Source organism: Bacillus inaquosorum KCTC 13429 (assembly GCF_000332645.1).
GTDB classification, from domain to species: Bacteria; Bacillota; Bacilli; order Bacillales; family Bacillaceae; genus Bacillus; species Bacillus inaquosorum.
On record NZ_AMXN01000004.1, the window covers coordinates 271,546 to 294,464 of the forward strand.

The following is a 22,919-nucleotide window of genomic DNA, read 5'->3' on the forward strand; positions in this document are numbered from 1 at the left end:
ATTGGCATAGTAAAATAACACAAATACCGCTCCACTTCCCTACGCAGGTCTGAACCTGTTCAAGTTATGAGGGTCTAAAAGTCACACTTTTATCTCAGCCCTTATGAAGGACACCCCTAGTGGTTATACGAATACATATTGAATTGTTCTGCACCTCTATATTAACACGAATCCCTATTTGGTCAAGGTTTAACCTTCCAATGTTTTCTTAAGATCCGTTACGTACGCCCGAGATCCGGTGACAATTAAGCGGTCTCCCAGTTTCAGCCTTGTATCCCCATGAGGAACGATGCTGTCCACACCTCTGAAAATCCTGACAAAGATGACGTCGCCTGTTAAAGGGAATTCCCGCAAAATGACACCGTCGTATTTGCTGTTTTCCATATTAATTTGATACAGCGAAGACTCCTGGTTCGTGAGCAGCTTCATGACGCCAGGCGCTTCTATCAGCGCGCGAAGCAGCGTTTTTGTCGACAACAGAATAGAAAAGATGCTGATCCCCTGCTCCTTCAAAGCTGCTTCATTCTCGGGTGATCCGACGCTGGCAATGACTCTTTCTGTGCCTTTTTCTTTTGCAAGTAATGCAATGTCGGCATTCATGTCTTCATTCCCTGTCGCGACAACAAGAATATCCGCATCAAAAATACCGAGTGAGTCTAGGGTTTCAGGCTCATAATCAGAAATCGTTTCAACCGTAAACACTGATTCTGACAGCTTTTCCTCTGCATTCTCTTGGTAGACGTGCACAACACGCACGTCATACTCGTTCTCAGGCAATTCAAGTGTAACAGGCAGAGTCATTTGGTTGGCGCCGATAAACGCAATCGTCTTTTTCTCCTCCGGCTGCTCCTCCCGTTTGTATAATTTTTTAAAACAGATCGGCGTAAAAATACTGGCAATAACTGCTACTAAAATCAGCGCTCCTGACATATTTGCGCTGATCACGTGAAGCTGCTGGCCGATTGTCGCAGCGGCAATCACGAGCGAAAGGGTTGATGTCAGCAGGAAACCAGACGCCAAAACTGTTCGATTATCATACCACTTCTTCAAGTACATGACAGGAATGATTTTGCTTATTAACAGCGCCAACAGCAGGAGCGGAATCATGATTAAAATGGTTCGATCTTGGAAAAGAGTCCAAATATCCAGCTTCACGCCGACCATCACAAAGAAAATCGGTATTAAGAACCCGTAACCGAATGAATCCAGCTGCTGAACAAGTTCTTTGTTTGGTGAAAGAAGGGAAACAAGAACCCCCGCTAAGAAAGCGCCGAGAATATTTTCTGCCCCTAGTGATTCAGACAGGGCAACGAGTACGATAATTAACGTAAAAATGGCACGCGTTCCGATCTGGATCGTCCCTTTTGACATGGTCTGAACAAAAGAGCGATGTTTAAAGACCCGGCCGAAAAAGTAAAGCACCACTCCGGCTGCGAATAGGATCATCAGGAGCCACATGTTTCCGCTGTCCTCTCCGTATAAAGAAGAAAAAACAGCAAGAAGAATCATCGTGGCCAAATCCGCAATAACAGCAACGAGCAAAATAATTTGCCCGATATTTGAATTCATGATCCGTTCTTCTTTCAACGTTGGAACGACAACGCCCAACGAAATCGTTGAAATAATAAGCGTCATTAAAAAAGCATTTTGGATAAATCCTGCCAAGACGAACCCATAGGACAGCAGCAATGATAAAATAAAAATACCGGCAAAAATTATAGATGCCGCAGCAAACGTATTAGGCGCTTCCTTTCCGTTCGGCAGGAGCTGCTTTTTCTTTCCTTTCTCAAACGATGAAAAATCAATTTCAAGCCCGCTTAAAAACATTAAAAAGATAAATCCGAGCATAGAGAGCGTCTGGAGCCATGTATCACCCTCCACAACTAAATTAAGACCGCTTTTTCCAATAATCAGCCCCATAATGATTTCAGCAACAACAACCGGGATGCTAAGTTTAAATCGATGCAAAAGGATGGGTGTCAAAAATGCAACGATAAGTACAACAACTAAAGATGCGACAGATGTATGCGCCATAATCAGAACCTCCTTTTTAGATCAGGGTTATGCCAGTTCTCTATCAAAGAACAGAACCTCATTTTTAAAAAACATAACGCGATTTTAACAAGGGTCAAGACAAAAAATAAAGTAATAAGGTCTTAATCCTGTTTAGAAAATGATTCTTCTATAATTTGCACATAAAAGCTTGTGATGACTCACAGCACTTTGCTTCATAATAAATAAAACAATCGGCAAGGAGGATACCGCATGGCTTACGATATAATCAGCGATATTCATGGCTGCTATGACGAAATGACTGAATTAATCCAGAAGCTTGGCTATACAATTAAAAATGGAGTACCTGTCCACGAGGAAGGCAGGGTGCTTGTTTTTGCCGGAGATTTGACTGACAGAGGGCCCAAATCGATAGAGGTGATCCGCTTTGTAGCCGGCGCTTACGAAAAAGGCGCTGTGCGTTATGTCCCGGGAAATCATTGCAATAAACTGTACCGCTACTTAAAAGGAAATCCGGTGAAAGTAATGCATGGTCTCGAAACAACAGCGGCGGAGCTTGAAGAACTTTCTAAAGAAGAAAGAAAAGCAGTCAGCGAACAGTTTATGAAGCTGTACGAAACAGCGCCGCTTTACGACATCTTACATAACGGAGAATTAGTTGTCGCCCATGCTGGAATAAAGGCTGACGATATCGGCAAAAATACCCGCAGAGTGAAAGACTTTGTGCTTTACGGCGATGTGACGGGTGAAACGTATCCAGACGGCAGACCCGTCAGACGTGATTGGGCGGCATCCTATAACGGAAAGGCTTGGGTGGTATACGGCCATACACCTGTGAAGGAGCCTCGGAAAATCAATCGCACCATCAACATCGATACAGGCTGCGTGTTCGGAAATAAACTGACAGGCTTTCGCTTTCCAGAAATAGAGACCGTCTCTGTTCCAAGCTCCCTGCCTTATGATGAATCAAGATTTCGCCCTATATAAAAGGAGAGAATCAATGATTCTCTCCTTTTAGCGTGTCGACAAATCCTCGCATTCGTTGTCAGTCCTGCGCGTTGGCGCTCAATACGGAGTGGAACGGCGGCTAAATTCTCAGGCGTCCTGCCTAAACACCGCCGTCATCACATCCTGTGAAAGTCTGCTCCAATGCTCGTCCTTCCTAGACTTCAAGGGTTTTCAATCATGCTGAAAAGATGACAAAATCCTAAAACGTAAACCGTTTTAGGATTTTGTCAGTTCTTTCATATCTTGAGGCAGTGCAGCATGGAACGTCATGTTCTCCTGCGTCAGGGGATGGATAAACGAAAGATGCTCGCTGTGCAGGGCCTGCCGGCCAATTTTCTGTCTCGTTCCGCCATACAGTGTATCGCCGCACAGCGGGTGTCCGAGGTAGCTCATATGAACACGAATTTGGTGGGTCCGTCCAGTCTCAAGCTGCAATGTCACCGAGGTGATATCGTCAGTTGCGCGTGTGACATAAAAATGAGTAACAGCCTTCTGGCCGTCCGGTGTGACCCTCCGTTCAATAATACTGTCAGGATGTCTGCCAATCGGGGCATCGACTGTTCCCTCCCCTGTCATCCGCCCGTGGACCACTGCCGCATACCGGCGTTTCACAAGTCCGTTTTTTTGCGCTGACGATAAAATGGAGTGGGCAAAGCGATGCTTAGCAACAAGCATCACACCTGATGTATCCCGGTCCAGCCGGGTGACAAGATGAACTGTCGCCCGCACTCCGTTTTTTTGATAATGATGGATAATTCCATTGGCAATGCTGCCGGATGGGTGCTCTCTCGAAGGAATTGAAGACACATACGGCTGCTTGTTTATCACAAGCACATGTTCATCCTCATACAGGATATCGAGCGGAACAGGCTCTGCCAATAACGTCTCGCTCACCTGTTCCTCAGGAAACTTCACGACAAGAAGGTCCCCTTCTCTCAAAACGTATTTGACCGTCACATGCTCACCGTTGATAAGCAGGTCTCCCCCGCCAAACTTGATATCAGTCAGCAGCCGTTTCGAAATTCCCAGTACTCCGGCATATTCTTTTACAGTCATCCCGTCTTCAGCGGAAGTGATGTTCTTTCTGATAAAAAAATGCTCCACGATACGTCCTCTTTCTATTCACCTTTCCCGATAAACGAATCCTGGACTCTTTTCCAAAATGGAAACGGACGGAATCTCGCAAACCTCACATTTTCGGATGCAACCTGGCAGCGGATCGACTTTACATCCTTATGAAGAAGGGTTAAATGGTCAATCGTCACTTGAAAGTCAACTTCGTTTCTCGGTTTAATCATGCAATCATGATGGGAAGGGAGAAGCAGCGGCGATCCGACCGTCCGGAATACGCGGTTATTAATAGAAGCCATTTCCGCAAGCTGGATCGCTCTGATAGATGGATGAATAATCGCTCCGCCCAGCGCCTTATTGTAGGCTGTGCTGCCGGATGGCGTTGACAGGCAGAGGCCGTCGCCTCGGAAGGTTTCAAAGAGCTGTCCCTTGATTTCCACATCAGCCACAAGACTTCCTTCTATGCTTTTAATCGTACATTCATTCAAGGCTAAATATCTTTCTTCCCGCTCGTTTTCGTGATAAGTCACAATCACTTCGAGAAGCGGATATTCGACTGTATGGTACGGCGTTTTCGCAATCGCGAGAACAAGCTTTTCAATTTCATGAGGAACCCAGTCGGCATAAAACCCCAGATGACCCGTATGAACGCCGACAAATGCTGTTTTGTCCAAGCGGTCGCTGTATCTGTGAAAAGCATACAAAAGCGTTCCGTCGCCTCCGACTGAAATGACGATTTCCGGTTCATTTTCATCCAGTTCCATATCAAAATCCAATAAATACGCCTGTATTTTGCTTTTCAGCGTATCAGAAACTTGATCTCCTTTTGATGATACGGCAAATTTCATGCTTTTCTTCCCCTTTACCTATTGTTGCTCGCTTCCTTTTTTCTTTCTTGAAAAGGCAGCTTGAGCCTCCTGTATTTCACCCCTGATCTCCGACATCTCTTCATCAAGCCGGGAAGCCGCTTCAGAAGCACGCTGAAGCCTTAGTTTTACTTTTTCAGGAATGTTTCCGCTGTATTTATAATTTAATGAATGCTCAATGGTCGCCCAAAAATTCATCGCCAGCGTACGGATCTGTATTTCTACGAGAACATGCTTTTCTCCGGACACCGTCTGTAAAGGATACAGCACGACAAGATGATATGATCGGTATCCGCTCTCTTTATGTTCCGCAATATAATCCCTCTGATCCACAACGGTGAAATCTTTTCTGGCAAACAGCATCTCTTTTACGATTTGGATGTCATCGACAAATTGGCACATGATTCTAAGGCCTGCGATATCCTGCATGGTTTCAATTTCATGCATCGGTATGCCTTTCCGCCTGGCTTTTTCGAGTATGCTCGCCACAGGCTTGACGCGTCCTGTCACAAACTCAACCGGTGAATGGTCATCCTCGTATTCATAAAGCGTGCGGACTCCCTTGAGCTTCACTTTCAATTCTTCGACAGCCTGGCGGTACGGCACTAAAAAACGCTCCCATTGTTTGTCATCCATCATACATCCCCCAATTCCGAACCAGTTTCTATAAAAACACGCGTTTCACTTTTTCTTCCATTTCTTCTCCGTAGTTCGCATTATCTTTAATATTTTCTAAGAGATACTCCAGCTCCTCATGCAGGCCTGCCAGTTCAATGGTTTCGTCGCCTGCCTCTAAAACGACCGGAATTCTTTGTGCATGGGCCTGCTTCAGTTCCGGCCATACATGTTCCTTTATAATGACATATTCAAAAGAATCAGCTAATTCAAGTATGTATACAAAAGCAAAGTGGTCAGAATCAACAAGCATTTGACCTGACGGCTTGCGTTCCGCTTCGTTTCCTTCTGTCTCACAGGCAAGGCGAAGCTGATCATCCGATAATGTTGCGTTCAAAATTTCGATTCTGTTTTGCATAATGCTCTCCTTTTTAAACAAAGTACAGATTCATTTTACCATATCAAGCTCGATATTGATAAACCTAACATCTCAAGAGATAATAGTAAAAATAAGATTTTCAGGGCGGAAAGGAAGAGCAACATGAGCCAAGAAATTGAAATAGAATTTAAAAACATGCTGACCAAACATGAATTTGAAAAATTAACAATGGCACTTCAGCTGACAGAAAAAGATTTTACAGATCAAAAGAATCACTACTTTGACACAGACAGCTTTGCGCTGAAACAAAAACACGCTGCGCTTCGAATTCGAAGAAAGAACGGTGAGTATATCCTGACGTTAAAAGAACCGGCAGAAGTGGGGCTGCTGGAAACGCACCAGCGGCTTTCAGAGGTATCAAATCTTGCCGGCTTTACAGTTCCCGAAGGCCCTGTGAAGGACCAGCTGCACAAGCTTCAGATCGATTCAGACGCCATTCAATATTTTGGATCTTTAGCTACAAACCGCGCTGAAAAAGAAACAGAAAAAGGCTTAATAGTTTTAGACCACAGCCGATATTTAAATAAAGAGGACTATGAAATCGAATTTGAAGCGGCAGACTGGCATGAGGGCAAACAAGCCTTCGAGAAGCTGCTTCATCAATTCAGCATTCCTCAGCGCGAAACCAAAAATAAAATTCTGCGTTTTTATGAAGAAAAACGAAAGTCTATATAAGGTGGAATGACATCGTGAATGTAACGAATTGGGCAGCTTTACTTCAGCTTCAGGCTTTACAGTCCATATCGAATGCAAGCAACACGGGCACTCAGAATGCGGAAAGCCCGCTCTCAAGCTTCAGCTCTATGCTCAGCCAATATACAAACGGCCTGACATCTCAGCAGCAACCAACAGCATCTGATGCATCGTCAAGCCCGCTCAGCCTGCTGAACAGCGCTTATTCTACAGCGCCGTCACTGCTTTCAGCTTATGGGCTTAACTCATATACAAACAGCAATTCAGGTTATATCACAAAAGCGGCAGACAGCACCGAAACAGCTGCTATAGATTCAGCTTCTAACAAACAAGAAGCAAAACAGATCAGTTCAGGAGACTTCTCCATTGACAACGCGATAAAAAAAGCCGCTGATAAATATGGCGTCGATGAAAAACTAATCCGTGCCGTCATCAAGCAGGAATCAGGCTTTAATGCAAAAGCCGTTAGCGGAGCAGGTGCGATGGGCTTAATGCAGCTGATGCCGTCAACGGCAAGCTCACTTGGCGTTTCTAATCCGCTGGATCCGCAGCAAAATGTGGAGGGCGGAACGAAATATTTAAAACAAATGCTGGATAAATACGACGGCAATGTGTCTATGGCATTAGCGGCTTACAACGCCGGACCGGGAAATGTTGACCGATATGGAGGCATTCCTCCTTTCCAAGAAACACAAAACTATGTAAAAAAAATAACCTCAGCTTATTACGCGTAACCAGAGCGGCTCTTGCCCTCTGGTTTTTTTGCGAAGTGAAATCTTACGCATTCCTGATTTTTATGTGATATGATATGAAATACAAACCCCGGCTGTCAGCCGAAACTTGTGATCAAACGCATAAAAGGCAGTTTGTTTGTAGAAATGATGCCTTGTTGCTAAAATAAATCATAGATGAAATGATGAAATACAGAAAATTACTTTTTGCAATAGGATTTATGATTCCTATTAGCCATATTTAAAGGAGTAGTCAACATGGGACAATCGTTTAACGCACCTTATGAAGCGATTGGAGAGGAACTTCTATCGCAACTTGTTGATACTTTTTATGAGCGTGTCGCGTCTCATCCTTTGCTGAAGCCGATTTTTCCGAGCGATTTAACAGAAACCGCCAGGAAACAGAAGCAATTTCTGACTCAGTATTTAGGCGGTCCTCCGCTTTATACGGAGGAACACGGCCACCCCATGCTCAGAGCAAGGCATCTTCCCTTTCCAATTACAAACGAGAGAGCTGATGCGTGGCTCAGCTGTATGAACGACGCAATGGACCATGTAGGGCTGGAGGGCGATATTCGTGAGTTTTTGTTTGGCCGGCTGGAATTGACAGCAAGGCATATGGTGAATCAAACGGAAGCGGAGGATCGATCATCTTGACAAACTATCAGCATGAGCTATACTTCGCCCATTGCCACGGCCATCCAAAAAAACCGCTTGAAATTTACATGTTTGTAGACCCTTTATGCCCTGAATGCTGGTCCTTAGAGCCCGTCATCAAAAAGCTGAAAATCAGATACGGACGCTTTTTCACCTTACGCCTCATAGCTTCCGCAAGCCTTACCGCGTTAAATAAGAAACGGAAAAAGCATCTTCTTGCAGAGGCATGGGAAAAGATCGCGAGCCGCTCCGGCATGTCGTGTGACGGCAATGTCTGGCTCGAGCAAGATCAGCCGCTTTCATCGCCTTATATGGCTGCTCTCGCTTTTAAAGCAGCCGAACTGCAAGGAAGAAAAGCAGGCATGCAATTTCTCAGGAATATGCAGGAGAGCCTGTTTGTTTCAAAGAAAAATATTACGGATGAAAACGTGCTTTTGGAAATTGCGGAAAAAACGAGTCTTGATCTTGAAGAATTCAAAAAAGATCTGCATTCTCAAAGCGCAGTCAAGGCGCTTCAATGCGACATGAAAATTGCCGCTGAAATGGATGTTTCCGTCAATCCGACGCTGACGTTTTTCAATACACAGCATGAGGACGAAGGACTTAAAGTACCCGGCAGCTATTCATATGATGTATATGAAGAAATCTTATTTGAGATGCTGGGCGACGAGCCGAAGCCGTCGGAAACACCGCCTCTGGAATGTTTTATTGAATATTTCCGCTTCGTTGCCTCGAAGGAAATTGCTCTTGTATACGACCTGAGCCTAGAAGAGGTAGAAAAAGAAATGAAAAAATTGGCGTTTGCTAAAAAGGTTGCCAAAGTGGAAGCCAAACATGGAATGTTTTGGAAGTCTCTCAGCACTTATTCTGATGAATATCAATCATGTGAAAAATAGCCGCAGGCGTGTATATGCTTGAGGCTGTTTTTTTGCGCCGATATCAAACATATGTTCTGTTCGTAACACTAAAGAAACCGCGCCGGGATAAGCGCGGTTTCATATGTCTTAACGACAACAAAGGGGATGGGAGAAATTTTTCACGGTCAAACAAAGGGGTAATGTTTGTTTGTGATCAATTTCACATCCTTATGATAACAAAAGGTGTCGACTTTTGACAACCTATATGCTTAATGTTCATATTTTTGTCACAAAACATAACGAAGTACATTCATTCATATCCTAATAAGGAAAAAGGACGAGGGGGACCGCCATGATGTATACTGTGATTTCAATTGTGTGCATTGCCGTTTTTTTCTTTTTGAATGTATTAGGCATGATGCATATGCTGCCGCTTTATATTACCTCTCCTCTGCTGTTTCTGTCTATTTTGTTTACCCTCTACCGCCTGAACCACCGGAAAACCTTTAAAGGGTTTTAAAAAAAGCCTGTGCATCATTTCTGCACAGGCTTTCTTTTTTTAAGACTGCTTGACTTTTATCAGCAGCTCTTCCATTTCATCCAGTTTTTCTTCAAACATTTTGCACGCAGCTTCGATCGGCTCTGGAGACGTCATATCAACGCCCGCTTTTTTCAAGACATCAATCGGGTATTGTGAGCTTCCCGCTTTCAGGAAGTCAATATAACGGTCAACCGCCGGCTTTCCTTCTTTCAAAATCTGGCTGCTTAATGCTTGGGCAGCACTGTACCCTGTCGCATACTGATACACATAGTAATTGTAATAGAAGTGAGGAATCCGCGACCATTCAAGGCCGATTTCCTTATCAATGACCATGCCGTCTCCGAAATACTTTTTATTCAGATCGTAATAGACATTTGTCAGAAGCTCAGGTGTAAGCGGCTCCCCTTCTTGCGCCTTTGTATGGATCAGATGTTCAAATTCAGCAAACATCGTTTGTCTGAAAACTGTTCCTCTGAAGCCTTCAAGCATATGGTTGAGAATATATAAACGCTGTTTTTCATCCTCTAAATTGTTCAGCAGGTATTCGCCAAGGAGCGCTTCGTTAGTCGTTGACGCAACTTCCGCGACAAAGATGCTGTAATTTCCGTATGGATATGGCTGGTGCTTTCTCGTATAGTAGCTGTGTACGGAATGTCCAAACTCATGCACGAGCGTAAAGAGATTATTGACGTTATCATGCCAGTTCATCAAAATATACGGATTCGTGCCGTAAGATCCTGATGAATAAGCGCCATTGCGTTTGCCTTTATTTTCGTAAACGTCGACCCATCGGTTTTCCAGCCCTTCTTTTAAGATGGAGGCGTACTCTTCCCCTAAAGGTGCAAGACCTTTCAGCATGTAATCTTTGGCTTCATCGTACGTGACCTTCATCCCCGCATCCTTTACAAGCGGTGTATACAGATCATAGATATGCACTTCATCAAGTTCAAGCACTTTCTTTCTCAGCGCGATGTAGCGGTGCAGGAGCGGCAAATGCTTATTAATCGTTTTGACGAGGTTGTCGTATACTTCCTCAGGAATACTGTTGTTAGAAAGCGCAGCTTCACGCGCTGACTTGTATTTTTTCACTCTCGCATAGAAGTTGTCCTTTTTCACTGTGCCGCTTAGAGTAGTGGCCATTGTGTTTTTATATTGACCGTATGTTTTATATACTGCATCAAAGGCATTTTTGCGGACTTCACGGTTTTCACTTTCTAAGAAATTAATAAAGTTCCCGTGAGTGATCTGTTTTTCATTTCCCTCTTCATCTTTTATGGAAGGGAATGTAATTTCGGCATTATTTAACACGCTGAACGTATTGGAAGATGAACCCAGCACTTCAGAAGCTTCAGCAAGCAGTGCCTCTTCCTTCTCACTCAGCACGTGCGGGCGTTCTTTTGTAATCTCCTCAATCGCATGGGAGTACAGTTTCAGTTCTTCTTTTTCAAGAATAAACTGCTGCAGTTTGTCTTCTTCTATGGATAAAATTTCAGGAACCAAATAAGCTGTCGCGCTTGCGGCCTGTGTATACAGGTTTCCCGCCTTGTCATTCAGCCCCTGATAAAAGGAGTTCCCGGTATCTTGGTCAGAGCGCATATGCGCATATGTGTAAAGCCTGCCCAGCCGCTCCATCACTTTATCTTGATACGTAAGAGCCTCGTACAAATAATCGGCTGAATCTGCCAACTTTCCTTTATACTTAGATAAATTAGGAATTAATTCTTTTACAGCTTGAAATTCTTTATTCCAGGCCTCATCATTAGGAAAAATATCCTCAAGTCTCCATGTGTCTTCTGCCTTTACCTCACTTCTGTCAGGCAGTTGATTTGCTTTTTTTTCCTCAGCCATGGTGATCCCCCTCGTTTTCTTTGATTCAAGCCAATTGAAAAAACCGCTGTTTCTCAATAAACTTGTGTTGTGAATATCTTCCGGTTTTTCACTGCCTTTTGTCAAATCATATGCAGTAATGAAGAGAACGAATGCCAAAAAGGCAGTAAAAACACGAAAAACCTTTCCTTTTGTGCCTCTCACAGCCAGCCCACCACCTTTGTCTTAGGGTGAGCCAAATGAGACAAACTCATTCTATAAAACAGCTGCGGTCTCTTTCCATGAGATCCTGTATTGAGCGTATACCCTCTTTAGGCTGATTCAGCATATATATTTCTTTCTGAGTCTCCCTTAAAAATCCCTTCTTGCACAAAAAATCAATGTACTGTTTCACCGCTTCTGAAAGACAATCTTCGCTGCATTCGTATCTGAGCGAAATGTTCTTTTTATAAATGTGCAGTTTGCACTGCTGTAAAACGGCGGAAAAGCGAATTGGCGCGCCTTTATATCCAAGATCCGTAATAAACAGATATAGAAACCCCTGCCACACAAAAACCGGACTATGAAAAACAGCCCCTTTTATAACAGGAACAAACACTTCAGTCGGAAGAAAAGAAAGGGGCGTCTGCCGCTTTTCATAAAACAGCAGCCTGAGGCGATTTGTTTCCTTGGAGATGAACCGGTGGGGTTTATGGCGAAAACGATGAATCGCTTTTGTCCAGCCGGAGTATTGAAATGAGGGCATCGGTTCAGTGAAAAAAAGATCTTTTACACCTGCCCGATGGATAGGGATCGTTTGAACGGAGGAATAAGAATGGTTTGTGTAAAACGGGATGATATGGCTGAGCCGGCGGAAAGAACGCGTTTCCGGGCAATAACAGATCAGTTCCCTGTACGGGCTCGCATTGATAAACTGCCAATGGAAAGCAGAAAGCTGATAAAAGGATGGAGCAGTTCGTTTTAAGCGGCTGTTTCCCACAATCCACTGCGGGATGATTCCTTCTTGTTTGAAGCCCTCTGTCCGCTTTTGAAAGACATCGGGAGCAAGATTGGCACATTGATACTCAACAGCAAGCATGTGTCTCTTGAACTTTGCCATGATGTCGGGTCTTTGATTGATTTTCTTGATATACGGTTCTAATAGTGGAGAAGCCTGTTGCGTTTTCAGCCATACATACAGCTGTCTTTTTCCTTCTAAGTGATAGGCGCTTTCCGGTTCTATGTATATCGAGCAGGACTTGTTCTGTTTATGGGCGAAATGCGGCGCTTTTTGAAGTCCGAGCTTCACATCAAGCTCTCCCCCGCACGCCGGACAGAAGAATCGTCTCTGCTTTAATTTCTGGCTTCGCTGAGCGCCTAGAAGGTGAACCATTTGGCCGTCTTCAGTCACAGCACTAAACACTTGTCATCTCTCCTTTCCAGATGAGGTATACTTTCTGGAAAAGATGATCAACTCCTGTTGGCTATATTTTTCGCCTGGAAGTATGATTTTGATTTCAGTTCTCAAAAATGGCATTTCAGCGCATAAAAAAAACCGATTTCCGGAAAGAAATCGGCTTTGCTATGATGCAAAGTGTTTTTTTATCGTTTCTAGAGCATGCTCTGAAATAATCAGCTTGCCGTACTCTTCAAGACGGTGTATGCTGATTGAGGATTCATTTGCGTACTCCAACAGGATGCTTAGCTGATTTTCAACCTCTTCATCAGTCATATTGCAAAAATCTACATATAAATAATATCGGTTCTCAAACGAATATAAAGTCGTTTTGCTTCCGTTAACGTTCAATTTAGATAGAGAAATAACATCCTCAAAATCGCCAAACCGCAAGACAAATTGAAGCTTTTGCTCCTTTTCTTCCTGATTGACGGCTTGCTCTTCTTTCTGGAAATCATCCAGCAAGGCGTCAAGATCCTCAGATGCTGGTTCTTGCTTTTTATCCTCAGGAATCGGCAGTTCGAGCTTTTGTCCGTCTTTGGAAAGCTGGGCTTTTGTGACGATGATTTCTAATCCTTTGTCCAGAGCCTGAACTTGGATCCAAAGAGGGCCTTCCACAGCGAATTCCTCTTCCTCATGAACTTCATCCATGACTTCCCAGAACAGTTCTTCACTGCGCTCACGGTTATACCAAATTTCTTCTCTGTCAAAACCGCGATCTTCAATATCTCCGTAAGACATATAAAATTTTACTGTATGCTCGTTAATTCTTTCAATTTCCATTTGCCAACCTTCCCTTCTATATAAGATGTTGAAGGGACATCTAAGCTCCCGATTAATTGTACTTTACTACACTTTACCCATTCCGTCCACATCTTAACCTTGAAGCAAGGCCAGTGTGAATTCCTTTGTATTTCTATTTTATGATAAAACAGTCACAAAAGAAATAAAAATGCACCTTTGCCTAAAAAACGGCAGATCTGCGGCTGATATCATAAAATACGACCTGTCTCATATAGTAGTAGTACAAGCGATGGAACGAAAGCGAGGTGCCGATTCATGGAGCATGACTATCTGATTTCTCTGCTTGTCATTGTTGGAATCGATCTGATCCTTGGCGGAGATAATGCGGTCGTCATTGCCATGGCCAGCAGAAATTTGCCGGACAATCAAAGACAGCAAGCCATTATTATCGGAACATTTATTGCCGTTGCCATGAGAATCGGATTAACAAGCGCAGCCGTATATCTTTTGAACATTCCTTTCTTGCAATGCGCCGGCGGAATTTTCCTGCTGTATTTGGGCTATCAGCTGCTGATTGAAAAAAAAGACACGCAGCACATCAAAAGCAGCACCTCCCTGTGGAGAGCGATACGAACGATTGTGCTTGCAGATCTCTTTATGTCGCTGGATAACGTTATAGCGGTTGCGGGAGCGTCACACGGTGAGTTTTCTCTTGTTATCATAGGTTTGTGTGTATCGGTGCCGGTTATTATTTGGGGCAGCAAACTCATCCACATTGCACTTGAGAAAATCCCCCTCCTGATTTACGCGGGAAGCGGGCTGCTTGCTTATACCGGCGGAGAAATGATTGTCAGGGACAAAAAGCTGTCTTTTTTTATGGCGCAGCACGGCGCAGTCGAAACGCTCCTCCCCATTTTAACGGTCGCGTTTGTCATCCTTGCGAGTATTTATTATCAGCAGGTTGAAAAATAAAAGAAGGCTGATGACTCAGCCTTCTTTTGATGTTACGATCTATTAGTTTGCCAAACGCTGTGCTTCTCTTAATTGGAAAGAGCGGACTTTTCTTGGCAGGAAACGTCTGATTTCGTCTTCGTTGTATCCAACTTGCAAACGTTTTTCGTCGATGATGATCGGACGGCGAAGCAAACCTGGGTGCTCGTTGATCAAGCGGTACAAATCTTGCAGCGGCATAGATTCAACGTTCACATTCAGTTTTTGGAATACTTTTGAACGGGTTGAGATGATTTCATCTGTTCCGTCCTCAGTCATTCGAAGAATTTGTTTTATTTCATCAATAGATAAAGGTTCAGAGAAAATGTTTCTTTCTTCAAATGGAATATCGTGCTCCTCGAGCCACGCTCTCGCTTTTCTGCATGAAGTACAGCTTGGTGATGTGTATAATGTAACCATTCATCTTCACTCCTCTAATTAGTAGGATGAACATCTATTTTATTCTTAAATTGAAATTACTCTAAAAAAGGAATCTTTATAGGTATTATACTATAAAAAAGTAAGTGTGAACAGTATCCTAAGAAAAAAATGTGTCAATCCAGCAAATTTTTAATTTTAATGATATGTTCTGATTCTCAATTAGCTTAACTGATCGAAAATATTTTTTTGTTTTTCTTCATCAATGAGTTTCAAGACCTCATCTGTTTTTTCGTACGATTCCCCGTACCATTTCTCATCTTTATAAGTATGAATGTTTTCATATGTCTGTTTCATGGCTTCAAGAATTTCTTCTTCTGATTCTGTTTTCGGTGACCAGTACAGAATCTCCATCTTGTTTACTTCATTCGTAGCCAATGACCGGCGCCGGTACCCAATTGACTGAGCATGCTTGAAATGCTCTCTTTGATAAAACCTCAGGCGTTTTTCTGTATCAGCATCATCTTCATCCACAGGCTCCACCTCGAGCAAGATCGGCTTATTTTTCTTTTTGAGCTTTGCGATCAATTTGCCGCCAAGCCCCTGCCCTCTTGCATCCTTAGACACATACAGATAATCAACAAAGATAAAAGAATCGAATTCCGCAAACATTAGTATATGATGCTTGCCTTCGTCTTTATGATAAATATCGCTCCGCTCTTTCAGAAGAGCTTCCATATGCGCTTTTGATTTCATTTCTTCAATTGGAAAGTACTCGCTAAGCTTTTCGTACCAGTTCATTGATTTGCTCCTTATGAGTTCATTGTCTTCATACTTTTAGATATACCCCATTTCTTCTTGTTTAAACAGTTTTACATCTATAAAGACGTACGAACTTCCGCCATGGTTTCATTTTTTTTCAGCAAAAACCGGAGCCGGATGCTTCGTTCATTTTGAAGCGTATGCAAAAAGCTCTCATTGAGCTCGGCTTTCCCGCTTGTAATGAAGCAAGCGGGGCTGTGCCAGTGCAATAAGAAACGTCATGCCATACAATACTCCAGCCGTGATAAAAGCCATTTTCGCACCAGCCGCATCAGCCACGAGCCCCATGATGGAGTAGGTGATGCCAGACCAAGGAGTCAAAATCGCATTTTTGGCAGCCATGATCCCGATACGCTTCTGTTCCGGAATGGCCTCCTGCAGCACGGTTTCCTGGCAAATATCACGCACCTGATAAAAAGGCCCCATTGCAGCACAAGCCAGAGCGCATAAAAACGGAATTGGAGAAAATGAAAACAAAAGGGTCAGCACCGACATCACAAGCGAGCTGAACATAATCGCATAGCCCATGTTCTGCTCAAAAAAAACAGAAAAACGAATGGCAATTATACTGCCGACAATTGCACCTATAAAATAAGAAGCGTTAAACATTCCCCACCACACCTCTGTTTCATGCAAAACAGCCGCAGTGAATGCGAGAAGAATAGCAGACGACCAAACTGAACCCGCCAAAGCTTCTATCATGTCCATTACAGTAATATCTCTTACAACCGGGATGATCATTAAATCCTTCCATATACTCCTGGCAGATGCTGTTTCAGCTTTTTCATCAGTCTCTTCTTCATTTATATGGAGCAAACTGATGGAAACCCCCGAAAGAACAAACAGGCAAATGGCTGCACCTACAACGAGTTCAAACGGTACGGCATACGTCAGAAGGCCGCCTAGGCCCCAGCCTGCTGTTAAAAACAATTGATTCGAGAGGGAGATCACACCGTTCGCTTTCACATATTGCTCTTTTGGAACAATAATCGGCAGCAGCGCGAATCTTGCCGGCTGAAAAAAGGCGCCCGCAAAGGAAAAACAGAAGACAAACAGCAGCGTGATCCAAAAGAAAACCTGTCCGTGATGACTGACGCTGTATGCCATTAGTATTGTAAAGACCGCCCTCAGCAGATTTGCGAACACAAGCACCTTTTTAAAACCAAGATTGCGAAGCACCGGAGAGATGCAAAAGCTTGCCGCTATACTCGCAAACGACATGAACGATAAAACAAGACCAGCCAAAAAGACAGAGTCTGTCATTTGATAGACCCGGACCATTAAAACGATTGTGACAAGGACTCCTGCTAAAGATTGAAGAGATTGAGACAGCAGCAGTGCAAAAACATTTTTGTTATGCAGAAATTGAATCGTATTTCGCCTCCGCTTTTTCCTCTACTTGTAAATGTTATCATTCTCACTTTCTATGTAGGCGCAAAAAAATCCTTCAAGACATTTATCTTGAAGGATTGATGAATCATGAAAAAGCTTTAAATTCTGCTTCCGTACACATCACAAAATGTCCCGGTTTGACTTCACGGAATTCCATCGTTTCCCCATCCTTTAATTGATGGACGGACGGATCGTATTTCTGGCGGACACGATTTCTCTCATAGTCCGGATCAGGAAGCGGAATCGCTGAAAGCAATGACTTTGTATATGGGTGAAGCGGGTTTTCATAAAGCTCATCTGCCGGCGCAAGCTCAACCAGTTTCCCGAAATACATGACTCCGATGCGGTCGCTGATGTATTTGACCATCGATAAATCGTGGGCAATAAACAGGTAAGTGAGCCCTTTTTCTTTTTGCAGTTCTTTCATTAAATTCACGACCTGCGCCTGAATGGATACATCCAAAGCCGAAATCGGTTCATCCGCAATAATGAATTCCGGATCAACAGCAAGAGCTCTGGCAATCCCGATTCTTTGACGCTGGCCGCCGGAAAATTCATGCGGATAGCGGTTCGCGTGTTCCTTGTTTAAACCGACTGTTTCCAAGAGCTCGTGGACCCGCTGCATCCGCTCTTTTTTCGTTTTCGCCAGCTTATGAATATCGAGACCCTCAGCAATAATATCTGCAACTGTCATTCTCGGATTCAGTGATGCGTATGGGTCTTGGAAAATCATCTGCATTTTGCGGTTGAATTCCAGCAGCTTTTTCCGCGATTTTTTCCCGTGCACATTTTCTCCGTTGAACAGCACCTCTCCATCGGTCGCTTCGTAAAGCCGAATAATGCTTCGGCCTGTTGTTGATTTACCGCAGCCAGATTCACCAACCAGCCCTAATGTTTCACCTTTATAGATATCAAATGATAAATCGTCTACAGCCTTAACCGTTCCTCTCGGCGTGACAAAGTGCTGTTTTAAATGTTTGATTTCTAATAGTTTCTCAGTCAATTTATTCACCTTCTCTCACTAAGACAGGTTTTTCATACGTGTTTGCCAGTTTCCGCATTTTCGCTTTTACCGCTTCAGGCGGCTCTACCTTTGGCGCGTCAGGATGAAGCAGCCACGATTTGACATAATGAGTATCAGACACCTTAAACATTGGCGGCTCCTGTTCAAAATCGATTTTCATCGCGTAAGAGCTCCGCAGTGCAAAAGCATCTCCTTTTGGCGGGTTTGTCAAATCAGGAGGCGTGCCCGGGATTGCAGTCAGCTGTTCCTCTCCTGAGCTTTCCAGTGTCGGCATAGATGCCAGCAGCCCCCAAGTATACGGATGTCTCGGATCGTAGAAGATCTCGTCTACCGTACCGGTTTCTACAATTTGTCCCGCGTACATGACAGCGACCCGGTCAGCAACGTTAGCCACAACACCAAGATCGTGTGTGATAAAGATGATTGACGTGTCAATTTTCTTTTGTAAATCCTTCATCAATTCCAGAATTTGTGCTTGGATCGTTACATCAAGAGCAGTCGTCGGCTCATCGGCGATCAGTAGCTTCGGATTCGCCGCAAGCGCCATGGCAATGACAACTCGCTGTCTCATCCCGCCCGAAAACTCATGCGGAAATTGATTGACCCGTTTTTCCGGCATCGGGATTCCGACTAAATCCAGCAGCTCAACGGCGCGTTTTTTCGCCGCTTCCTTTGAAACCTTCTCATGTTTAAAAAGCACTTCCGTAATTTGTTTGCCGACTTTCATCGTCGGGTTTAAAGAGGTCATCGGATCCTGGAATATCATCCCGATCTCTTTCCCCCGGACATTTTGCATCTCTTTTTCGGACAGCGGCACCAGATCCTTGCCGTCAAACAAGATCTCACCGCGCTTAAAATAACCCGGAGGCATTGGAATCAGCTTCATGATCGCTTGAGAGGTCACACTTTTTCCGGAACCTGATTCTCCGACGATGGCCAGCGTCTCCCCTTTATTCAGATGGAAATTCACTCCGCGGATCGCCTGAACCTCTCCGCCATATGTTTTAAATGATATCGCTAAATCTTTTACTTCTAATAGGCGTGTCACCCGTATCACTCCCTTATTTACGTAACTTAGGATCCAATGCGTCTCTTAATCCGTCGCCGACAACGTTAAAACCAAACATTGTAATGCAGATAAATCCGGCAGGGAAGAATAAACGCCACGGATAATAGGTCAATGCAGGCAATCCGTCAGAAGCCATCGTTCCCCAGCTTGCCAGCGGAGCCGGAACACCAAGTCCCAAATAGCTTAAAAAGGCTTCTGTGAAAATCGCAGTAGGAACTGTCAATGTCATCGTGACCAAAATAGAACCCATTGCGTTTGGCACGATATGTTTAAACAGAAGACGGGATGTTTTTGCACCAAGTGTCTGTGAAGCAAGCACATACTCCTGATTCTTCAGCTGCAACACTTGTCCGCGTACAATTCTGGCCATATTAATCCAGCCCGTAATCGTCATGGCAATAATAATTGTAAATAGCCCTTTCGGAAGAACAACCATCAGTAAGATAACCATTAATAATGAAGGAACTGCCCAAAGGATATCAGCGATACGCATCATAATTTCATCGGTTCTGCCTCCGCGGAATCCTGAAATGCTTCCCCAAATGACGCCGATCAGCAAATCAAGAACAGCGGCTGCAACACCGATAAAGATTGAGATTCGAGCTCCTACCCATGTACGGACGAAAATGTCCCGTCCAAGATCATCTGTGCCGAACCAATGATCTTTTGAAGGCGGCTTATCCGCATTTAAGAGATTAGTAGTTGAATAATCATACCTTGAGAACATCGGCGCAAAAATCGCCATAAGGATAATAAGCACGATAATGATAAGCCCGACCATTGCAAGCTTATTGCTGCGGAAGCGAAGCATCGCATCTTTCCAGAGGGAAAGGCTCTTTTTACTTATTTTTTCTGCATCGCCGGCATTCGCTGCGGCTGGTTCAAACATGTTTTTTGGAATGTTCTGCATGGCCTAGGCTCCTTTCTTTGCTTTGGAAAGCTTGATTCTTGGATCAATAATGCCGTATAACACGTCTACAATTAATACACACAATAGCAGGATGACACTAAAGAACACCGTTACACCCATAATGACTGTATAATCACGGTTTGTAATACTGTTTACGAAATGTGCACCAAGCCCCGGGATACCAAAAATGGTTTCAATAATGAAGCTTCCCGTTAAGACCTGCGCGGCCATCGGGCCCATGTATGTAACAACTGGCAAAAGCGCGTTTCGAATGGCATGCCGCACTGTAACTGCTGGACGGGACAGCCCCTTTGCTTTCGCTGTGCGAATATAATCACTGTTCAACACTTCGATCATGCTTGAACGGGAAAGTCTGGCAATGAACGCCATCGGCATGGAAGCAAGTGCGATTGAAGGCAAAAAGGTGTATGCCCAGGACTCCCACCCCGCGACCGGAAACAGCCCAAGCTTCATGGAAAACACATATTGCAGAACAGCCGCCATGATAAAGCTCGGAACTGAAATACCAAATATCGTTAAAATCGCGACGGTATAATCCTGCCACTTATTATGGTAAAGGGCTGCAATGACCCCAAACAATACACCTAACGCTAAAGCGAGGAGAATAGCTTCTGCTCCAAGAGTGAATGAAACGGGGAAACCTGAACTGATCAAGTCGTTAACACTCTGACCTTTATATTTAAATGACGGTCCGAAATCCCACATTGCAACTGATTTCAAATAACTGACATATTGTACAAACAGCGGCTTGTCCAAGCCATAATGCGCATTTAAGTTTGCTTCAATTTCAGGCGGAAGCTTTTTCTCACCTGAAAATGGCCCGCCCGGTGCTGCTTGCATTAAGAAGAATGTCACAGTTACAATCACAAATAGTGTGATAATCATATAGACTAAGCGTCTTCCGATATATTTTAGCAAGGGGGAACACCTCCATGGTTTTTACATTTTTATACTCCATCAGTAAGAAAGGTATATGGGGTTTTTCTCCCCATATACCTTGAGGTCTTTTATTTTCAGACGAAGCCTTATTTAAAATATGCGTTTCTGAAATAAACCTCACCAGTACCTGGCATGATAACACCATTTAAGTTTTCATCCTGTACCCAAGTATCTGTATAGAAATAGATTGGGGCAACTGGCATTTCATCAATGAAAATACCTTCTGCTTTTTTCAGCAGCGCTGCACGTTTTGTTTTATCTGTTTCAGTTTGTGACTGGTTCAGAAGCTTTTTGAATTCTGGATTTTCCCAGCCAGTATCGTTATTTCCTCCGTCCTTGTCACGGAACAATTCAAGGAAGTTAATAGGATCATTGAAGTCGCCGAGCCAGCCCATACGGCCGATTTGATAGTCTTGGCTGTGGAGTTTATCAATATATACATTCCATTCTGAGTTATCAAGCTCAACATTCACGCCTAAATTTTTCTTCCACATTTCTTGTACAGCTTGAGCGATTTTCGCATGTGCTTCATCAGTGTTATAAGACAATTTGATTTTCGGCAGGTCAGATGCCTTACTCAAGCCCATTTCTTTCAGGCCTTTTTCAAGGTATTCTTTTGCCGTTTTGATATCGTTGTCTTTGAAGTAGCCTTCTTTGTTATCTTCAAATCCCTTCATTGTCGGCGGCACCGCAGCCATTGCCGGGATTTGCTCTCCCTGTGTAACGTTTTTAACAATCGATTGACGGTCAAGCGAATATGTTAAAGCTTTACGGATATTTACGTTGTCTAACGGCTTAGCCTCAGTGTTGAATTTGTACCAATAGACACCTGCAATCGGCTCAACATGTAAAGAACCGTCTTTTTTCAAGGTAGGCAGAGATTCTGTCGGAAGCTGTCCGAGCGGCATACCGGCCCAATCAAGTTCGCCAGCTTGGAATTTTTTCAGTTCAGTATTGTTATTGTTGATCATAACCATATTAATGTTCTTCAGTTTGACTTTGTCTTTATCCCAATACTGGTCATTTTTTTCAAGTTTGATAGATCCGCTGTGTTTCCATGCCGTCATTTTGAACGGTCCGTTTGATACGTAATCATCTCCGGCATTTGTGTTCCACTTTTTATTTTTCTCTGCAATTTTCTTGTTGATCGGCATATACGTGTAGAACGCAGTTAATTCAGTGAAATATGGAGTCGGGTTATTTAATTCAACCTTCAGCGTTTTGTCATTTACAGCTTTTACTGCCACATCATCAAGGCTGCCTTTGCCGGTATTCGCCGCTTCAGCACCTTTTATGTAGTAGAGCTGGTAAGCGTATTGTGATTCGTTATTAGGATCAAGCGCCCATTTCCAAGCATATTCAAAGTCTTGTGCTGTTACAGGGTCGCCGTTTGACCATTTTGCACCATCACGAATTGTAAATGTATATGTCTTTCCATCTTTGCTCGTTTCAATTTTAGAAGCAGCGCCTTCTTCAGGCTCACCATCTGCATTGATACGTGTCAATCCTTCAAAAGTCTGACGGATGACACCGCCTGATACTGAATCATTTGCCAATCCCGGATGTAATGAGAACGGCTCAGTTTTAATATTAATGTTAAGTGTCGTCTTTCCTTTGCTGTCCTTTTTCCCTTCACCGTTTGACCCGCTGCCGCCAAAGCCGCAAGCGCTCAGCACGAGTGTGAAAATGAGCATCAACGTGACAATCGACCAACGTTTTTTCAATTCGCAAACCCCCTAATAATAATTTTTTCAGCTCCTTACGGCTAAATCCTCAGAAATATCAGACAAATGAACCTGAGTTTCCATAACTTTTATTCTGTTCCGTCTTTTCTGATTATTTTTGTAAAAAAGCTGTAACAATAGAGTGAACAAGTT

The 22,919-nt window shown here is 43.7% G+C and carries 24 protein-coding genes and 1 riboswitch; of the genes, 7 read left to right on the top strand and 17 right to left on the bottom strand.

The window, feature by feature from the left end; translation table 11 throughout:
• Nucleotides 1–19 precede the first annotated feature (19 nt).
• A riboswitch (TPP riboswitch) is annotated at nt 20–128 on the bottom strand.
• A gap of 61 nt (nt 129–189) precedes the next feature.
• On the bottom strand, nt 190–2,034 hold the full coding sequence (locus BSI_RS09235; protein WP_003239258.1) for a monovalent cation:proton antiporter family protein: 1,845 nt from the start codon (nt 2,032–2,034) through the stop codon (nt 190–192).
• A gap of 231 nt (nt 2,035–2,265) precedes the next feature.
• Here BSI_RS09235 and prpE point away from each other — a divergent pair, with 231 nt between their 5' ends.
• On the top strand, nt 2,266–3,000 hold the full coding sequence (gene prpE, locus BSI_RS09230) for a bis(5'-nucleosyl)-tetraphosphatase PrpE (protein WP_003239259.1): 735 nt from the start codon (nt 2,266–2,268) through the stop codon (nt 2,998–3,000).
• Between the two features lie 237 nt (nt 3,001–3,237).
• Here the strand turns inward: prpE and BSI_RS09225 are convergent, their stop codons facing one another.
• Genes BSI_RS09225 through BSI_RS09210 form a run of 4 tightly spaced genes read right to left on the bottom strand, consistent with a single transcriptional unit; the run spans nt 3,238 to nt 5,991 of the window.
• Complete coding sequence (locus BSI_RS09225) at nt 3,238–4,125, bottom strand: RluA family pseudouridine synthase (protein ID WP_003239261.1); 888 nt, start codon at nt 4,123–4,125, stop codon at nt 3,238–3,240.
• A gap of 14 nt (nt 4,126–4,139) precedes the next feature.
• Nucleotides 4,140–4,940, bottom strand: a complete 801-nt coding sequence (locus BSI_RS09220) for an NAD kinase (protein ID WP_003224622.1) — start codon at nt 4,938–4,940, stop codon at nt 4,140–4,142.
• 18 nt (nt 4,941–4,958) lie between these two features.
• A complete protein-coding gene (gene yjbM, locus BSI_RS09215) occupies nt 4,959–5,594 on the bottom strand; it encodes a GTP diphosphokinase (RefSeq protein ID WP_019258066.1) in 636 nt (211 codons plus the stop codon).
• A 28-nt stretch (nt 5,595–5,622) separates the two neighbouring features.
• Entirely contained in the window at nt 5,623–5,991 is a 369-nt protein-coding gene (locus BSI_RS09210) for a UPF0738 family protein (protein WP_003239263.1), read from the bottom strand.
• 123 nt (nt 5,992–6,114) lie between these two features.
• On the opposite strand from BSI_RS09210, the gene BSI_RS09205 reads away from it, so the two are divergent.
• From BSI_RS09205 to BSI_RS09185, 5 genes are all read left to right on the top strand, one after another.
• Nucleotides 6,115–6,687: a CYTH domain-containing protein gene (locus BSI_RS09205; protein ID WP_003239265.1), complete on the top strand. Its 573-nt coding sequence runs from the start codon at nt 6,115–6,117 to the stop codon at nt 6,685–6,687.
• 14 nt (nt 6,688–6,701) lie between these two features.
• The gene (gene cwlQ, locus BSI_RS09200) at nt 6,702–7,439 is read left to right on the top strand and encodes a bifunctional muramidase/murein lytic transglycosylase (protein ID WP_003239267.1); all 738 of its coding nucleotides are present in this window, start codon (nt 6,702–6,704) and stop codon (nt 7,437–7,439) included.
• A 255-nt stretch (nt 7,440–7,694) separates the two neighbouring features.
• Nucleotides 7,695–8,093, top strand: coding sequence for a globin domain-containing protein (locus BSI_RS09195; RefSeq protein WP_003239269.1), 399 nt, complete (start codon nt 7,695–7,697; stop codon nt 8,091–8,093).
• On the top strand, nt 8,090–8,989 hold the full coding sequence (gene spxH, locus BSI_RS09190; RefSeq protein ID WP_003239271.1) for a protease adaptor protein SpxH: 900 nt from the start codon (nt 8,090–8,092) through the stop codon (nt 8,987–8,989). The genes BSI_RS09195 and spxH overlap by 4 nt, the downstream gene beginning before the upstream one ends.
• Nucleotides 8,990–9,302: 313 nt before the next feature.
• On the top strand, nt 9,303–9,470 hold the full coding sequence (locus tag BSI_RS09185; protein ID WP_032732134.1) for a hypothetical protein: 168 nt from the start codon (nt 9,303–9,305) through the stop codon (nt 9,468–9,470).
• Between the two features lie 39 nt (nt 9,471–9,509).
• On the opposite strand, the gene pepF is transcribed toward BSI_RS09185, so the two are convergent.
• The 4 genes from pepF to BSI_RS22775 form a co-directional block, all read right to left on the bottom strand.
• Nucleotides 9,510–11,339 carry an oligoendopeptidase F gene (gene pepF / locus BSI_RS09180; RefSeq protein ID WP_166638382.1) on the bottom strand — a complete coding sequence of 610 codons (1,830 nt, stop codon included), beginning with the start codon at nt 11,337–11,339 and terminating at the stop codon, nt 9,510–9,512.
• 229 nt (nt 11,340–11,568) lie between these two features.
• Entirely contained in the window at nt 11,569–12,690 is a 1,122-nt protein-coding gene (gene coiA / locus BSI_RS09175; protein WP_249033929.1) for a competence protein CoiA, read from the bottom strand.
• Nucleotides 12,691–12,879: 189 nt separating this feature from the next.
• Nucleotides 12,880–13,536 (bottom strand): adaptor protein MecA, encoded by a 657-nt coding sequence (mecA, locus tag BSI_RS09170; RefSeq protein WP_003239278.1) that lies wholly within the window; start codon nt 13,534–13,536, stop codon nt 12,880–12,882.
• A complete protein-coding gene (locus BSI_RS22775) occupies nt 13,503–13,628 on the bottom strand; it encodes a hypothetical protein (RefSeq protein ID WP_119913679.1) in 126 nt (41 codons plus the stop codon). Before BSI_RS22775 ends, mecA begins: the two co-directional genes overlap by 34 nt.
• Nucleotides 13,629–13,812: 184 nt before the next feature.
• Between BSI_RS22775 and BSI_RS09165 the strand changes: the two genes are divergently transcribed.
• Nucleotides 13,813–14,469, top strand: a complete 657-nt coding sequence (locus tag BSI_RS09165) for a TerC family protein (protein WP_003239279.1) — start codon at nt 13,813–13,815, stop codon at nt 14,467–14,469.
• Nucleotides 14,470–14,511: 42 nt separating this feature from the next.
• Here BSI_RS09165 and spx read toward each other — a convergent pair whose 3' ends face one another.
• The 8 genes from spx to oppA all read right to left on the bottom strand — a co-directional run bounded on the left by spx (nt 14,512) and on the right by oppA (nt 22,766).
• A complete protein-coding gene (gene spx / locus BSI_RS09160; protein ID WP_003239281.1) occupies nt 14,512–14,907 on the bottom strand; it encodes a transcriptional regulator Spx in 396 nt (131 codons plus the stop codon).
• 180 nt (nt 14,908–15,087) lie between these two features.
• Nucleotides 15,088–15,666 (bottom strand): GNAT family N-acetyltransferase, encoded by a 579-nt coding sequence (locus BSI_RS09155; protein WP_003239283.1) that lies wholly within the window; start codon nt 15,664–15,666, stop codon nt 15,088–15,090.
• Nucleotides 15,667–15,840: 174 nt separating this feature from the next.
• Nucleotides 15,841–17,058, bottom strand: a complete 1,218-nt coding sequence (locus BSI_RS09150; RefSeq protein ID WP_080030839.1) for an MFS transporter — start codon at nt 17,056–17,058, stop codon at nt 15,841–15,843.
• A gap of 106 nt (nt 17,059–17,164) precedes the next feature.
• Complete coding sequence (oppF, locus tag BSI_RS09145) at nt 17,165–18,082, bottom strand: oligopeptide ABC transporter ATP-binding protein OppF (protein WP_003239287.1); 918 nt, start codon at nt 18,080–18,082, stop codon at nt 17,165–17,167.
• 1 nt (nt 18,083) lies between these two features.
• A complete protein-coding gene (gene oppD / locus BSI_RS09140; protein ID WP_080030840.1) occupies nt 18,084–19,160 on the bottom strand; it encodes an oligopeptide ABC transporter ATP-binding protein OppD in 1,077 nt (358 codons plus the stop codon).
• Between the two features lie 4 nt (nt 19,161–19,164).
• Entirely contained in the window at nt 19,165–20,082 is a 918-nt protein-coding gene (gene oppC, locus BSI_RS09135; protein ID WP_003232954.1) for an oligopeptide ABC transporter permease OppC, read from the bottom strand.
• 3 nt (nt 20,083–20,085) lie between these two features.
• On the bottom strand, nt 20,086–21,021 hold the full coding sequence (gene oppB, locus BSI_RS09130) for an oligopeptide ABC transporter permease OppB (protein WP_003239289.1): 936 nt from the start codon (nt 21,019–21,021) through the stop codon (nt 20,086–20,088).
• A gap of 107 nt (nt 21,022–21,128) precedes the next feature.
• Complete coding sequence (gene oppA, locus BSI_RS09125) at nt 21,129–22,766, bottom strand: oligopeptide ABC transporter substrate-binding protein OppA (RefSeq protein ID WP_003239291.1); 1,638 nt, start codon at nt 22,764–22,766, stop codon at nt 21,129–21,131.
• Between the last annotated feature and the right edge of the window lie 153 nt (nt 22,767–22,919).